The sequence below is a fragment of the Ferdinandcohnia sp. Marseille-Q9671 genome (genome assembly GCF_976954385.1).
On the sequence record NZ_CDRJTA010000003.1, the window covers coordinates 26,527 to 41,982 of the forward strand.

Below are 15,456 nucleotides of genomic sequence, written 5' to 3' on the forward strand. Positions count from 1 at the left end.
GGAGTAGAATGGTAGTACCATATAAACACGAACCATTTACAGACTTTTCTATTGAAGAAAATAAGAAGGCTTTCGAAGCGGGTCTTAAAACTGTCGAGACATATCTAGGCAATGATTACGATCTAATTATTGGTGGTGAACGTGTCTCAACTGAAGATAAAATTGTATCTGTAAACCCTGCTAATCGAAGTGAAGTTGTAGGTCGCGTTTCTAAAGCAAATCGTGAACTGGCTGAAAAAGCTATGCAGGTTGCTGATCAGACATTCCAAACATGGAGAAAAACAAGTCCGGAAATGCGTGCTGACATTCTTTTCCGATCTGCAGCGATTGTTCGCCGTCGCAAGCATGAATTCTCTGCCTTATTAGTTAAAGAAGCAGGTAAGCCATGGAATGAAGCAGATGCTGACACAGCGGAAGCAATAGACTTCATGGAGTATTATGCTCGTCAAATGTTAAAATTAAAGGATGGAATTCCAGTTGAAAGCCGTCCTATCGAACATAACCGTTTTACTTACATCCCGTTGGGTGTAGGAGTTGTTATTTCTCCTTGGAACTTTGCATTTGCTATTATGGCAGGGATGACTACAGCAGCTCTAGTTTCTGGTAATACAGTCTTACTAAAGCCTGCAAGTACAACTCCAATCATTGCTGCGAAATTCATGGAAGTTCTAGAGGAAGCTGGTCTGCCAGCAGGTGTGGTTAACTATATCCCGGGTAGTGGATCAGAAGTAGGAGATTACTTGGTTGATCACGCAAAAACTCGTTTTATTAGCTTTACAGGTTCACGTGACGTAGGTCTTCGTATCTTCGAACGTGCTTCCAAACTAAACGATGGTCAAATCTGGTTAAAGCGTGTAATCGCAGAGATGGGTGGAAAAGATACCATTGTTGTTGATAAAGAAGCGGATCTGGAGTTAGCTGCTAAATCAATTGTTGCCTCGGCATTTGGATTCTCTGGTCAGAAATGTTCTGCTTGTTCAAGAGCAGTTGTGTTGGAAGATGTGTATGATGAAGTTCTAAACCGTGCTGTTGAATTGACAAAGGAATTGACAGTGGGTGACCCAGTACTTCAGTCAACGTATATGGGACCAGTAAATGACCAAGGTGCATATGACAAGGTTATGAGCTATGTAGAGATTGGAAAGAAGGAAGGTAAACTCCTTCACGGTGGTGAAGGGGATGATTCCAAAGGCTGGTTCATCCAACCAACAATCTTCGCTGATGTTCGTGATGATGCACGTCTCATGAAAGAAGAAATCTTCGGTCCTGTTGTTGCGTTTTGCAAAGCACGTGATTTTGACCATGCGATTGAGATTGCAAATAATACGGAGTATGGATTAACAGGTGCAGTCATTTCAAATAACCGTTCAAATATTGAAAAAGCAAAAGAAGATTTCCATGTAGGTAACCTATATTTCAACCGTGGGTGTACAGGCGCGATTGTAGGGTATCAACCATTTGGTGGTTTTAATATGTCTGGTACAGATTCAAAAGCGGGTGGCCCAGACTATCTAGTACTTCATATGCAGGGAAAAACGATCTCTGAAATGCTATAACTTTATTGTAAACAGGATAAGAAAAACGACCTCTCCACGAGAGGTCGTTTTTGTTCAGTTATTTAGGCTAGTAGAGCTTCAAGGTTATTCAGTTTCCTCTTCTGTACCTTCATCTGTTTTAGTTTCATTTTCTGTTTGTTCTGTGTCCGGTTGTTCTTCTTCATTACCTTCGTTTGAGCAAGCTGTCATTAACAAAATTGCTAGTAGGGAAGCTCCAATTTTAAACAATAGATTCCTTTTCATTGGTTACTCTACCTCCAGAGATAATGTTTTTTCTAGATTGGCTACCTTTTGCTACCAATCTGTAATCAATATACAATAGACAACCCACAAAAAGACTGGTTTTACCAGAAACATACAGTATCTTTACATTTTAAAGAAAAGGATAAGAGAAGTGTAAAGTAAAGAAGTAGAAAAGACTCTTGACACAAAAAAGACGTTGAAGGTTTTCAACGTCCAATTTTTCTTTATTAATGATGATGGTGTCCCTTTTTGGGATTTGTGATAACAAATTGTTCTTCAGGTACATAGAAGAATTGAATCCAAATACCATCTAAAAACTCTGCATCTCTAGTGTCTAAAAGCACATCAATGTCTTTATCGGTTTTAACAACTTCATCATGCTCTGTTGGATTATCAAATTGAAGAGCATAATGAGCGTGGTCGCCATGGTGTTCTGTGATGACAACGCGAAGCATTTTACCTTCTGATTCGTCACTTTCAAGCATTTGCTTCATTATTTTTGCAGCATTACGGTTAATTTTTACCTTCATATGAATTCTCCTAATAAAAAATTTACTTCTATTTATTTTCTCAGTATTTCTGAAAAATAACAAATATATAGCCTTTTTTTGAAAAAAGTTCGATTTAATTTTATTAATTTTGATGAATAGATATTAGATTATTAGATTCATATTGTCGTATTGATTCAAATTTATGTATAAATATACATTATGTATCTATTATTAGATAATTCACCCTGTTCTGACATCTAGGCTGTGCTACAATTAATTGGTGTTTTATTTTAGGTGCAGTTATTACCGAAAAATATGAATTATCATGAAATTGTATAAGACTGCATAGGGATAGGAGTAACGGAATAATAGGGGGTGAGAGTATGGAACATAGTTTAACAGCAGCAACTTGGTTTTGGTTGTTTGTACCATTACTATCGTTAATTGTACTATCAGGAATCACATTATTTACTGAAAGAGGAGAGGATGTCTAAACATGGATATTAACGTACAAACGTTAACAGCAATTATAATCTATCTTGCAGGAATGTTACTAATAGGTATCCTTGCTGCAAGAATGACAAAGAACTTAACCGACTATGTGTTAGGAGGAAGAAGGCTAGGTGCTGGGGTTGCAGCGCTAAGTGCTGGATCTTCTGATATGAGTAGTTGGCTAATGCTTGGTTTACCAGGTGCATTGTACGCAGGTGGAATGGGTGAGATATGGATAGCGGTTGGGTTGGCAATTGGTGCATATCTTAACTGGCAATTTATTGCGAAACCGTTTCGTGTGTATACAGAGGTTTCAAAGGATTCGATTACAGTCCCGGATTATTTAGAGAACCGATTTCGTGACGAGTCCAAGCTTCTTCGTGTTATTTCCGCGGTTGTAATCTTAGTGTTTTTTACCTTCTATACTTCTGCAAGTCTTGTAGGTGGAGCTATTCTTCTTGAGAGCTCATTTAGCATGGACTATGAACTCGCCCTTTGGGTCGGAGCTGCCGTTATTCTTTCCTATACGTTTTTTGGTGGTTTCTTAGCAGCAAGCTGGACAGACTTTGTCCAAGGTATTTTAATGTTCTTAGCATTAATCATTATTCCGAGTGTCACCATCTATGAGCTTGGTGGATGGGGTGAGACGGTAAACAAGATTGGAGCAATTGATCCATCATACCTAGATGTAATGACTGGTGCTACAACTTTAGGAATTATTTCTTTATTAGCGTGGGGGCTAGGGTACTTTGGTCAGCCACATATAATTGTTCGTTTTATGGGAATAAAATCAACAAAAGAAATTCCGAAAGCTCGTTTCATTGGGATGACTTGGATGGTAATCTCACTATTAGGGGCAGTGTTTATTGGATTTACAGGGATTGCTTATTTCGCAGATGCGCCTCTAGACAATCCAGAAACGGTTTTCATTGCTTTCTCGCAAGTGTTATTTAATCCATGGGTTGCTGGATTCTTACTTGCTGCAATTCTTGCTGCAATTATGAGCACAGTAGATTCTCAGTTACTTGTATCGTCTAGTGCACTAACACAAGACTTCTATAAAGCTATCTTTAAAAAGAATGCGAGCCAAAAAGAAGAAATGTGGGTTGGAAGAATAGCGGTTCTAGTTATTGCAGTACTTGCTATTTTCCTAGGTTATGATCGTGATAGTAAGGTGCTAGATCTTGTTGGATATGCGTGGGCAGGATTTGGAGCTGCATTTGGTCCTGTTATCATTCTCTCCTTGTTCTGGAAACGAATGAACCGTTGGGGAGCGTTAGCCGGAATGATTGTAGGAGCAGTTACAGTTGTTGTCTGGAGTAATCTTTCAACACCTAAATTGAATGAAGCTGGTGAAGTTATTAGAGAGGCTGTCATTCCATTTAGTTTGTATGAAATCGTTCCAGGTTTCCTTCTTGCCTTAGTTTCCATCATAGTTGTAAGCTTACTGACAAAAGCACCATCTCAAGAAATACAAGATGAGTTTGATTCAGTAAGAGAAAAACTGAAAAATGCATAAAGAATATGAAGAAATCCCTCATATAGTATGGGGGATTTCTTATATTTATGGGGTGTGGGGAGTTGGATGGATGAGGTATTTTAGGATGGTTCCATAACCGTCTTTACTTCTAGATGAACACTTATTCTTGTTGAGAGAGAAAGAAAAGCCCTTCATAGGAGAGATGAAGAGTTATTTTTCTGATGTGAGGAATAGAAAAGCTCTTCATAGGAGAGATGAAGAGTTATTTTTCTGATGTGAGGAAAAGAAAAGCTCTTCATAGGTGTGATGAACAGCAATTTATCAAATGTGAGGGAAGAAAAGCCCTTCATATGCGGGATGAAGAGTTATTTTTCTAATGTGAACGGAAGAAAAGCTCTTCATAAGCGAATGAAGAGTTATTTTTCTAATGTGAACGAAAGAAAAGCTCTTCATACAGATTAGTAGAAAGCTGATTGTGAGTGTATTCGTTTATCAACCGAGCCGGATAATATAAAAGCATAACGATTTTTATGAATCTATGGGATTTGTTCATAAAGTGAGATGTTAGATGGAGATGAAGTTATTTTACAATTAGATCTCGAGTAAAAGAAATAATGCCGTTAGTGTTTTTGGAAACATCTAACGGCACTTAATTATCAGATTAAATACCTAAACCTACAAGGTATTCAGTTACTTGTTCTGGTGTTTTCGCGTTAGCACTATGTAAGTGCCCCAGCTTTTCACCATTTTTATAGAAGAGAAGGCTTGGGATACCCATTACATCATACTTTTCTGCAATTTCTGGGAACTCGTCCTTGTCCATGGTGTACCAAGTGACACTATTGTGCTTTTCCATAATCTCACCAATGAACGCTTCTAGACGTCTGCAATCTGGACACCAAGTCGTATCAAATTTTACAATTGCTCCGTCAGATTGAATCACTTCATTAAACTTCTCAACAGAATTTATCTTTTCCATTTTCTTTTTTCACTCCAAATCTGTAATATTAACCTCAATATAACAAATTCCTTATAGAAAAGAAAAATATCTGCCCAAATAGGTACTTTTTCAATTTCTAGATGATTGAATTCATGAATATTGATGGCATGAATTGTTGCCGTAGTAGGCTAATTTTTGATATTATCAGTATATTGTATGTGCGTTGGAGGTGAAGGGAATGTCGAGAATTTCGGTTGAAGAAGTAAAACATGTTGCGAATCTTGCTCGTCTAGCTATAACGGAGGATGAAGGAAAGGTGCTCCAACAACAGTTAGATGCTATTATTTCATTTGCTGAACAATTAAATGAAGTAGATACAGAAAATGTGAAGCCAACTTCACATGTGCTACCAATAAAAAATGTAATGCGTGAAGATGTTGCTACAGAGGGATTACCAGTTAAGGAAGTCTTAAAAAATGCACCAGATCAGAAGGACGGTCAATTTCGTGTACCATCTATTATTGAATAAAGGGGGGAGAAACAATGTCACTTTTTGAACAGAAAGTATCTGAATTACATTCACTTTTACATAAAAAAGAAATCACTGTATCAGATCTCGTTGCTGAATCATTTAAGCGTATCAATGAGGTTGACGATAAGGTACAAGCTTTTTTGACATTAAATGAAGATAATGCGAAAGAATATGCCAAACAACTTGACGAAGCAATTGGTGTAAAGGATGAGTTTGGTCTATTATTCGGTATGCCTATCGGTATTAAAGATAATATCGTTACAAAGGGACTTCGCACAACTGCGGCAAGTAAAATCCTTGAAAACTTTGACCCGATTTATGATGCGACAGTTGTCCAAAAGTTACAAAATGCTGAAACAGTTACGGTTGGAAAGTTAAATATGGATGAATTTGCGATGGGTTCTTCTAACGAAAACTCCGGATTCAAAGTAACGAAAAATCCTTGGGATACGGATCGAGTTCCAGGAGGTTCTAGTGGAGGATCTGCTGCTGCTGTTGCTGCAGGTGAAGTATTATTTTCACTTGGATCAGACACAGGTGGTTCCATTCGTCAACCAGCATCCTTTTGTGGAGTTGTAGGACTAAAGCCTACTTATGGAAGAGTCTCACGTTTCGGTCTCATCGCTTTTGCATCTTCTTTAGATCAAATTGGACCAATTACGCGAACTGTTGAAGACAATGCGTACCTTTTACAGGCTATTTCTGGTGTTGATCCAATGGATTCAACTTCAGCAAATGTGGATGTGCCTGATTTTGTATCAGCCTTAACAGGAGACATAAAAGGGTTGAAAATTGCAGTGCCGAAGGAATACCTTGGAGAAGGTGTTACCGAAGATGTACGCCAATCTGTTCTGGATGCGCTTAAGGTTCTTGAAGGACTTGGTGCAACGTGGGAAGAGGTTTCTCTTCCGCATTCGAAGTACGCTCTAGCTACTTATTATTTATTATCATCTTCTGAGGCATCCGCCAACTTATCTCGTTTTGACGGGGTTCGTTATGGATACCGCACTGATAATGCCGAGAACCTGCTAGAAATGTACAAGCAAACTAGAAGTGAAGGCTTTGGGGATGAGGTTAAACGTCGTATTATGCTAGGAACTTTTGCATTAAGCTCAGGATATTATGATGCTTATTACAAAAAAGCTCAAAAGGTTCGGACGTTGATTAAAAAGGATTTTGAAGACGTTTTTGAAAAATTTGATGTCATTATTGGGCCTACAACACCAACACCTGCATTTAAAATTGGTGAAAATACGAAAGACCCACTTACAATGTATGCGAATGATATCTTAACAATCCCGGTAAACCTAGCGGGTGTTCCAGGAATATCTGTTCCATGTGGCTTCTCAAATGGATTACCACTAGGACTTCAAATCATTGGTAAGCATTTTGATGAAAGTACCATTTATCGAGTTGCTGATGCGTTTGAAAAGGCAACAGATCATCATAAAAAGAAACCACAATTGTAAGGGGTGAAAACGAATGAAATATGAAACGGTTATTGGGCTAGAGGTTCATGTTGAGCTAAAAACACAGTCAAAGATTTTTTCAAGCGCGCCAAATGAATTCGGAGCTGCTCCAAATACACTAACGAGTGTTGTAGAATTAGGATACCCAGGTGTTCTTCCGGTTGTAAATAGAAAAGCGGTTGAATGGGCAATTAAAGCTGCAATGGCTTTGAATTGTGAGATTAACCAAGAAACAAAGTTTGACCGAAAAAATTATTTTTATCCGGACAATCCGAAGGCATACCAAATTTCTCAGTTTGATAAGCCAATCGGGGAAAATGGTTGGATTGAAATTGAGGTAAACGGTGAAAAGAAAAGGATCGGAATTACGCGTCTTCATCTTGAGGAAGATGCTGGGAAGCTTACCCACTCTGGCAGAGGATATTCACTCGTTGACTTGAATCGTCAAGGAACACCATTGATTGAGATTGTTTCTGAGCCTGATATACGAACACCAGAAGAAGCGTATGCTTATTTAGAGAAGTTAAAATCGATCGTTCAATATACAGGAGTATCCGACTGTAAAATGGAGGAAGGCTCTCTTCGCTGCGATGCAAATATTTCTTTACGTCCGGTAGGACAAGAAGAGTTTGGAACAAAAACAGAATTGAAGAACTTGAACTCCTTTGCATTTGTACAAAAAGGTCTAGAATATGAAGAAATTCGCCAAGCGGAAGTGTTAGATGCTGGTGGAGTGATTGAGCAGGAAACTCGTCGCTATGATGAGGCATCAAAGTCGACAATTCTTATGCGTGTGAAAGAAGGTTCAGATGACTACCGTTATTTCCCTGAACCTGATTTAGTGGAACTTTATATTGATAATGAGTGGATGGAAAGGGTTCGTGCGGAAATTCCTGAACTCCCAGATGCTCGTCAAAAGAGATATATGGAAGAACTTGGACTACCTGCCTATGATGCAGCTGTACTTACTGTAACAAAGGAAATGTCCGATTTCTTTGAGGGAACAGTTTCAAATGGTGCGGATCCGAAGCAAGCATCAAACTGGATCATGGGTGAGGTTTCAGGTTACCTAAATGCAGAGCAGAAAGAATTACATGAAATTGCATTAACTCCAGCTGGACTTGCAGGAATGATCAAGCTAATCGAGAACGGAACGATTTCGTCTAAGATTGCGAAAACCGTTTTTAAAGAGCTAATTGAAAATGGTGGAGACGCGGAAGCAATTGTGAAGGAAAAAGGACTTGTGCAAATCTCAGACGAAGGTGCATTAACAAAAATCATCGTTGAGATCCTCGAAAAAAATCCACAATCTGTTGAAGATTTTAAAAGTGGAAAAGGAAAGGCGATTGGTTTCCTTGTAGGTCAGGTCATGAAAGCTACAAAAGGACAAGCGAATCCACAAATGGTAAATAAAATCCTTGTTGCTGAAATGAATAAATTGTAAAAGGTAAGTAAGGGATCTACTGATTAACAGTAGGTCCTTTTTTGAAAAAATGAAACTTTATATGTTCCCATTCGTATAGTAAGTATCAGTTTCTATGTCGAGGGGTGAGAAAATGGAGTTTGTTTGGATCATAATTGGATCTGTATATCTTTTGTATATTTTGATCATGATTCCCATTCAGTACCGTAATATAGAAGCCACAAAAAAAGAAATAAAGAAAACGAAAAAAACACATAACGAAACCTACGAAGATATGTCATTTGAAGAACAGCAAATGCAGTATAATCTTCAAGGAAACCTATTAAATTTACCTTCAACATTACTTGCAACTCTTATTTATAAAATACGAAATCGGGAAAAGTAAGACCTTCTTTAGAGGGTCTTTTTTTATGTTAGATGCTAGTATTATTTTTTTCATAAAAGTGTAGGGTATAGTAGGGATAAGTTCGTCTATTAGTATAGGCGAGTGAGAAAGGGGGGGAGTGCGATTCAAGATGACATTATGGTCAAAAAGGCAAAGGCAGGCGATGAGCATGCGTTTCGATTACTTATCGAAGAATATAAGAATATAGTATATAAGGCCATTTTTCCAATATTACGTCATGAATAGATGCAGAGGATGCAACGATTTGCTATTAACCATGCAATTTTTTCCGCATTTGTCTCCTAGAAGAAATTCTAACGAAATGACTGTTATGACGTTTGTCATGATTATGGGACGTTCAAATAGAGTGTGCTTTAGTAGGACTATAAGCCAATTAAACTATAGTTTTTCGCGAAATGAATTAAACTAAGAATTAAATCACTTTTATGTTATGTCAACAAGTTAGGTAGCTCTTAAACTGGGTATAATTTACTATTTTAATAATAAATGTAAAACAATTTACAATTTTACCATTTTTTGTGATATAGTACCTATTAGACTAGTCAAAAAAAACAGAAGAGGAGATAGTATGAAAGGTTCATTAAAAAAGTTCTTATTTTTATCTATGATTTTTGCATTAGTCTTTAGTTCTTTTACTAGTGTTGCTAGTGCAAATGAGGCAAAAGAAGTAGAAAATCTCGCTGAACAATTGGAATTTCTTTTTGAGGAAGCTGCGGTAAAAGATAATTTTAATAATATTGTTGATTTTGATATTGAAAAGTTAGAAAGAAAATATGGAACCAGTCCGGAGTTAAAGGAATTGGAATCGGTAATTAATAGTCAATATGTTCAACCAAAAAGAAAGTTAGTAGTATCACCTGTGGTAAAAAATGACAATCTAATAACTCCCAATCATCATATTCCAGAACCAGACGAATTTGATTATTGCCTACAAAGAAAAATCACTAAGAACTTTAAAGAAGTCTTTTCTGTGAATGCAATAGCCACAATTGTTTCACTTATTCATGAAAAGCAATATACAAAAGCGGCTGGTAAACTTATTAAAATGGGCGTAAAAGGTAATGTATTTGCTCTGGCGGGACAAATAGCTTGGTATTGGGGTCAGTGTGCTATCGAAGTAAGTAAATAATAGAGTTTAAAAAAGATACCTAAAAAACGTAATTGTTTTAGTTAGGTATCTTTTTTATTTGTTCGTTAAATTTCATCCTTCTTTTCTCTCGTTCTATAATGGAATAACCACATTCCTACTGAGAATACGATTGTTATAACTAAGGATTTTACCAAATTTTCGAACCAGAAAAATGAATTATCACTAGAATAATCAAAAATTAGTAAAACAGCGTATACTGCTAGGAAGTAGATTATATTCCAATAAAATGGTTTAATTATTACCGCCCCCTTAAGAATGAATTTTGTTATTTATTTCATAATAATACATCTATTGGAAAAAACAACCCTGCAAATAGTGATAGTTCTATTATCCTAATTTCAGTTAATCCTGCAAATCCTTTTTTTGATGAATGCTTTCAAGAGGATTACAATATCGCTTAACAGCATGAGCTATTGTTTATGTCAAAGTCAGAGAATGATAGCAAAAAAGGAAATATGAATGAAAAGAGTAATGTTTTTTATCAGAACTTCCAACAATGCGCTACAGAACGGGAATATGACATGGGATGAGATCAATACAACCAAACGAGCGGGAATGGAAGAGGTTTATGAAGAAAGCTCAAGTGAAGAACTATACAGGGGTACGAAAAAACTGGGGGAGGGTACCTATAAGTTGTCCATTTTCAATAGTGACCTTGTAACAGTGAATGTAGTAGAAAAAATGTAGTGTGCAATTGTTGAACGTTGCGCTTAGGTTTTGCCCAGGCGCTTTTTTTACTATAAAATCATGTGCAAGATGGGTATGCTAATTGGAGAGTTTTGAATATAGATATAGGAAAAGGAAAAGGAAATGAATTGGATTATTTTGCTAGTTTCTAAATTGATTAAATCGAATGGATAAGCTATGATGATTAATAGTGAAATAAAAAACGGATGAATTTATTATCTAATTTTTAGGATGATGATTATGAAAAGAGCTCGAATTATATATAATCCAACTTCAGGGAGAGAGTTATTTAAAAGGCATCTACCCGAGGTACTAATGAAGCTTGAGGGTGCTGGATACGAGACATCCTGTCATGCAACAACAGGTGCTGGTGATGCTACAAATGCTGCACGAACTGCAGTTGAAAGAAAGTTTGATCTTGTTGTTGCAGCTGGTGGTGATGGAACCATCAATGAAGTAGTGAATGGGCTAGCTGAGCAGGAATATCGCCCAACTCTTGGGATCATACCAGTTGGAACGACGAATGATTTTGCGCGTGCAATAGGTGTGCCTCGAAACATCGAGGGAGCTTGTGACGTGATCGTTGAAGGAAACTCTGTTCCGATTGATATAGGGCGGGTAAATGATAAATATTTTATCAATATTGCCGGTGGAGGTAGGTTAACTGAGTTAACCTATGAGGTACCTAGCAAGCTCAAAACTATGCTTGGGCAGTTAGCATATTATTTAAAAGGAATAGAGATGCTACCATCCATACGCCCAACTGAGGTTAGCATTGAGTATGATGGAAAGTTGTATGAAGGAGAGATTATGTTATTCCTCGTATCCTTAACAAATTCCGTTGGAGGCTTTGAGAAACTTGCTCCAGATTCATCATTGAATGATGGACTTTTTGACCTCTTGATTTTGAAAAAAGCTAATCTAGCTGATTTTATTAAGGTGGCAACTCTAGCAATTCGGGGAGAGCATATCAACGACCCGCATGTAATCTATACAAAAGCAAATCGTGTAAAAATAAACCCAACTGAAAAGATGCAAATTAACCTTGATGGTGAATATGGCGGCTTGCTTCCAGGTGAATTTGTAAACCTGTATAAGCATATTAATGTATTGGTTTCAAAAGAAAAAGCGGAAAAAATGGATTGATGAGAAATCTGGCGTGAGCCAGGTTTTTTTTGTTTTGCGAAAAACTAGTATTAACGTAGAAGTACCTATTCGGTCAAAAAAGACAATGTAGCATGTAGCGCAAGAGTGCCGGAGAGGTACCTGTTCGTGCAAAAAGCAGAGGAGCGTGTAGCGCAAGAGTGTCCTAGAGGTACGTGCTCGGGCGCAAAGCGATGGAGCATGTACTTCAAGCGGGAATGATAGAACCTAAACTCGTTTCACCCTCGCCAAATCTCAGCTACATTGGCATAACACACATAGAGTATGGTACAATCAGTTCAGCATTTTGAACGTAAAGGAAGAAATCATATGACAACGACAAAGCGTCAACCACCAGTTGAAAAAAATACATACTATGATGTTACATTCGAAGACCTTACTCATGATGGTGCCGGTGTTGCTAAGATTGAAGGATTCCCTATATTTGTACCAAATGGGTTGCCAGATGAAAAAGCTAAGATTAAAGTTACGAAGGTTAAAAAAGGGTACGGCTTCGGACGTCTTATCGAACTATATGAAAAAAGCAAATTCCGTGTTGAGGCACCATGTCCTATTTTTAAGGAATGTGGAGGATGTCAGCTTCAACATGTGAGCTACGAAGGGCAATTGGTCGCAAAGCAAAAACAGGTACAGGAAGTCCTAACTCGTATCGGAAAACTAGAAAATGTAAAGGTTCACTCTGTTCTTGGGATGGAAAACCCTTGGAGATACAGAAATAAGGCGCAAGTACCCGTAGCAGAACGAGAAGGTGGGCTTGTTGCGGGGTTTTATCAGCAGCGTAGCCATGAAATAATTGATATGGAAGCATGTTTAATCCAACAAGAAAAAAATGACCAGGTAATACAAACAGTGAAAAGGATTTGCGAGAAAAATGGTGTAAATGCCTATGATGAAAAAAACCACAAAGGCACGCTTCGTCATATTATGGCGCGCTACGGACTTGTTACTGGTGAAATAATGGTAGTTCTTGTCACGAGAACTAAGGAGCTACCTCAAAAAGACATAATTATTTCAGACATCATTTCCCAATTACCGGGTGTGAAATCAATTGTCCAAAATAGTAACCCTAAACAAACAAATGTTATCTTTGGGAACGAAACAAAAGTCCTCTGGGGAGAAGAGTATATTTACGATAATATTGGCGAAATTAAATTTGCCATCTCGGCACGGTCTTTTTATCAAGTTAATCCAGAGCAAACCAAGGTACTTTATGATAAGGCGTTAGAATATGCCGAACTCACAGGGGAAGAAACTGTAATTGATGCGTATTGTGGGATTGGTACCATTTCACTATTTTTAGCAAAAAAGGCAAAGAAAGTGTATGGTGTTGAAATTGTCCCGGAAGCTATCGAGGATGCGAAACGAAATGCAGCCTTAAATGGAATTCAGAATGCAGAATTCGCTGTGGGAGAAGCTGAAGTAGTCATCCCGAACTGGTACAAGGACGGAATAAAAGCGGACGTAATCGTTGTTGATCCACCTCGTAAGGGCTGTGATGAGGCCTTATTACAAACCATTCTAAAGATGAAGCCAAAGCGGGTAGTTTATGTTTCTTGTAACCCTGCAACCTTAGCAAGAGATTTGCGCATATTAGAGGATGGTGGCTACAAAACAACTGAAGTACAACCAGTTGACATGTTTCCGCATACGGTTCACTGTGAAGCAGTTGCGAGCTTGGTTTTAAAATAATAAGGTTAGTGGGACGAGGGACTATCTCGTCCTATATTTCATTAGAGAGTTAAATTCAAAAACTGGAGGGATAACACTATGGTAAATGTAAAGATGAAATCAAAAATTCTAGAAATCGTAGATAACCAAATCAAAATAAATGATCCAAAAAGCACAAAGGAAACGTTCGAACGGTTAGTGAACTCAGGTCTCACAGAAATAGAATCCAAAGAAATGATTGGTAGGGTTCTGGTTGAAGAAATGTACGATATGCTAAAGAATCAGGTTCCGTTTAATGAAGAGCGATACGATGAGAAATTGTCTATGCTTCCGTAGTTCCTGACATAATGTAACGGTAGAAGAACAATCTGTACTAATCAGCTATATTCATAAAAACCCATTTCCAAACGAACGTTTGTTTAATGGGTTTTCTTTGTGGTATCAACGAGCTACGAATCTAATCAAACGTTTGTTTAAAAGATATTGGGCATAATGTAAATGAGTAATTAGGTGCTGTACTAGTTCGTTTTGGTCAAGGCATAATTCCCCGAAAACAGTTTTTGATTTTGTATAGTCAAAAAACATAACGATAGAATGAATGATAAATATAGAGCAAAGTAACAATCACAGTGGAGGGGGGCAACATGAAATTACAATATGAAAATCTCTCACAATTAAGAAGGGCAATCTATTTGTGGATTTTGCCATTTTTTATTTTGACGATACTCATTAGTTTCATTATTGGGCAACAATTGGATCAAGTAAATAAGGACTTTTTAGTCCTTACCGTCCCTCTGTTTGTCTGGCTTATAATATGTTGGTTCGCTATTTATAAGCGTTTTTTCATGCTGCTCTTCGAGTATATTAATTTGTTAGTTACCGGCTTTTATCATTTAATGGTGTTTAACGGATCGATTGTGAGTCAAATGATACCAGGAAATGATTATGACTTTGGTGTTTTTATTGTTTGGCTGCCATTATATATCATTATTATTTTTATTACCTTACAAAATTGGCACCGTTTGTTTTTTTCAGCAGGGTTTATCGGAGTTACGATATGTATAGCGTTTTATTATTGGAATGAACTACCGGCTGAAGCTTTCCCGCCCATTATCCAATATATTGTGGCTCAAATTGTATATGTAATTGTCCTGTATTTTATTCAATACATTTTAAAGGCTTTTGTTGAAAGGGACATCCTTTATAAAAGTGCATACACAGATGGACTGACAGGTATTGCGAATCGCCTCCAATTCAATTTATGGCTTGAGGAACAAATGAAAAATGCTGAAAAACAAGATACAACCTTTTCTATAATCTTTTTAGATATTGATCACTTTAAAACAATTAATGATACCTTTGGTCATAAGGTTGGTGATTCAGTACTTATTGAACTTACAGAATTGGTGAAGGAAACCCTATCCCAGTGTGATTTCTTTGCAAGATGGGGTGGTGAAGAATTTATCATATTGACTACACGTAATGGTGGGGAGGCTTTTGGATTAGCTGAACTGCTTAGAAGAAAGATTGAAATACATCCCTTTACATCTGTAGAACATGTTACAGCGAGCTTTGGAGTTACTGTATTCCGAAAAGGAGAAACCATGGATTCATTGTTAATTCGTGCGGATAAAGGACTTTACCTATCAAAACAAAGTGGTAGAAATCAGGTATATCAAATGGATTAAAAATTAATTGATAAATATATAGTAGTGACTATGGGTAGATTGATTCTAAGTCTACCCATTCTCATTT

General features: G+C 37.3%; 15 protein-coding genes. 12 read left to right on the forward strand and 3 right to left on the reverse strand.

All coding sequences use genetic code 11. From position 1 onward, the window contains the following. The first annotated feature begins 8 nt into the window (after positions 1-8). Positions 9-1,556, forward strand: coding sequence for an L-glutamate gamma-semialdehyde dehydrogenase (gene pruA, locus ACWNMY_RS12865; RefSeq protein WP_449538663.1), 1,548 nt, complete (start codon positions 9-11; stop codon positions 1,554-1,556). Between the two features lie 84 nt (positions 1,557-1,640). On the opposite strand, the gene ACWNMY_RS12870 is transcribed toward pruA, so the two are convergent. Together ACWNMY_RS12870 and ACWNMY_RS12875 are read right to left on the reverse strand one after the other, a co-directional pair. Continuing rightward, positions 1,641-1,799: a hypothetical protein gene (locus tag ACWNMY_RS12870; RefSeq protein ID WP_449538664.1), complete on the reverse strand. Its 159-nt coding sequence runs from the start codon at positions 1,797-1,799 to the stop codon at positions 1,641-1,643. 227 nt (positions 1,800-2,026) lie between these two features. Continuing rightward, a complete protein-coding gene (locus ACWNMY_RS12875; RefSeq protein WP_449538665.1) occupies positions 2,027-2,329 on the reverse strand; it encodes an iron-sulfur cluster assembly accessory protein in 303 nt (100 codons plus the stop codon). Positions 2,330-2,786: 457 nt separating this feature from the next. Here ACWNMY_RS12875 and putP point away from each other — a divergent pair, with 457 nt between their 5' ends. Further along, entirely contained in the window at positions 2,787-4,301 is a 1,515-nt protein-coding gene (putP, locus tag ACWNMY_RS12880) for a sodium/proline symporter PutP (protein WP_449538666.1), read from the forward strand. Between the two features lie 622 nt (positions 4,302-4,923). Here putP and ACWNMY_RS12885 read toward each other — a convergent pair. After that, positions 4,924-5,241, reverse strand: a complete 318-nt coding sequence (locus tag ACWNMY_RS12885) for a thioredoxin family protein (protein ID WP_449538667.1) — start codon at positions 5,239-5,241, stop codon at positions 4,924-4,926. A gap of 199 nt (positions 5,242-5,440) precedes the next feature. On the opposite strand from ACWNMY_RS12885, the gene gatC reads away from it, so the two are divergent. The 10 genes from gatC to ACWNMY_RS12935 all read left to right on the forward strand — a co-directional run bounded on the left by gatC (position 5,441) and on the right by ACWNMY_RS12935 (position 15,389). Further along, positions 5,441-5,731 carry an Asp-tRNA(Asn)/Glu-tRNA(Gln) amidotransferase subunit GatC gene (gene gatC / locus ACWNMY_RS12890; RefSeq protein WP_449538668.1) on the forward strand — a complete coding sequence of 97 codons (291 nt, stop codon included), beginning with the start codon at positions 5,441-5,443 and terminating at the stop codon, positions 5,729-5,731. Between the two features lie 14 nt (positions 5,732-5,745). Further along, a complete protein-coding gene (gene gatA, locus ACWNMY_RS12895; protein WP_449538669.1) occupies positions 5,746-7,203 on the forward strand; it encodes an Asp-tRNA(Asn)/Glu-tRNA(Gln) amidotransferase subunit GatA in 1,458 nt (485 codons plus the stop codon). Positions 7,204-7,216: 13 nt separating this feature from the next. Then, entirely contained in the window at positions 7,217-8,647 is a 1,431-nt protein-coding gene (gene gatB / locus ACWNMY_RS12900; RefSeq protein ID WP_449538670.1) for an Asp-tRNA(Asn)/Glu-tRNA(Gln) amidotransferase subunit GatB, read from the forward strand. A 112-nt stretch (positions 8,648-8,759) separates the two neighbouring features. Then, the gene (locus ACWNMY_RS12905; RefSeq protein ID WP_449538671.1) at positions 8,760-9,011 is read left to right on the forward strand and encodes a DUF3949 domain-containing protein; all 252 of its coding nucleotides are present in this window, start codon (positions 8,760-8,762) and stop codon (positions 9,009-9,011) included. Between the two features lie 589 nt (positions 9,012-9,600). Beyond that, positions 9,601-10,161, forward strand: a complete 561-nt coding sequence (locus tag ACWNMY_RS12910; protein WP_449538672.1) for a hypothetical protein — start codon at positions 9,601-9,603, stop codon at positions 10,159-10,161. A gap of 480 nt (positions 10,162-10,641) precedes the next feature. Continuing rightward, the gene (locus tag ACWNMY_RS12915) at positions 10,642-10,869 is read left to right on the forward strand and encodes a hypothetical protein (protein ID WP_449538673.1); all 228 of its coding nucleotides are present in this window, start codon (positions 10,642-10,644) and stop codon (positions 10,867-10,869) included. Positions 10,870-11,109: 240 nt separating this feature from the next. After that, the gene (locus ACWNMY_RS12920) at positions 11,110-12,015 is read left to right on the forward strand and encodes a diacylglycerol kinase (protein ID WP_449538674.1); all 906 of its coding nucleotides are present in this window, start codon (positions 11,110-11,112) and stop codon (positions 12,013-12,015) included. Between the two features lie 327 nt (positions 12,016-12,342). Next, entirely contained in the window at positions 12,343-13,722 is a 1,380-nt protein-coding gene (gene rlmD, locus ACWNMY_RS12925) for a 23S rRNA (uracil(1939)-C(5))-methyltransferase RlmD (RefSeq protein WP_449538675.1), read from the forward strand. Between the two features lie 78 nt (positions 13,723-13,800). Continuing rightward, positions 13,801-14,037, forward strand: coding sequence for a hypothetical protein (locus ACWNMY_RS12930; RefSeq protein WP_449538676.1), 237 nt, complete (start codon positions 13,801-13,803; stop codon positions 14,035-14,037). 308 nt (positions 14,038-14,345) lie between these two features. After that, a complete protein-coding gene (locus tag ACWNMY_RS12935; RefSeq protein ID WP_449538677.1) occupies positions 14,346-15,389 on the forward strand; it encodes a GGDEF domain-containing protein in 1,044 nt (347 codons plus the stop codon). The last annotated feature ends 67 nt before the right edge of the window (positions 15,390-15,456 follow it).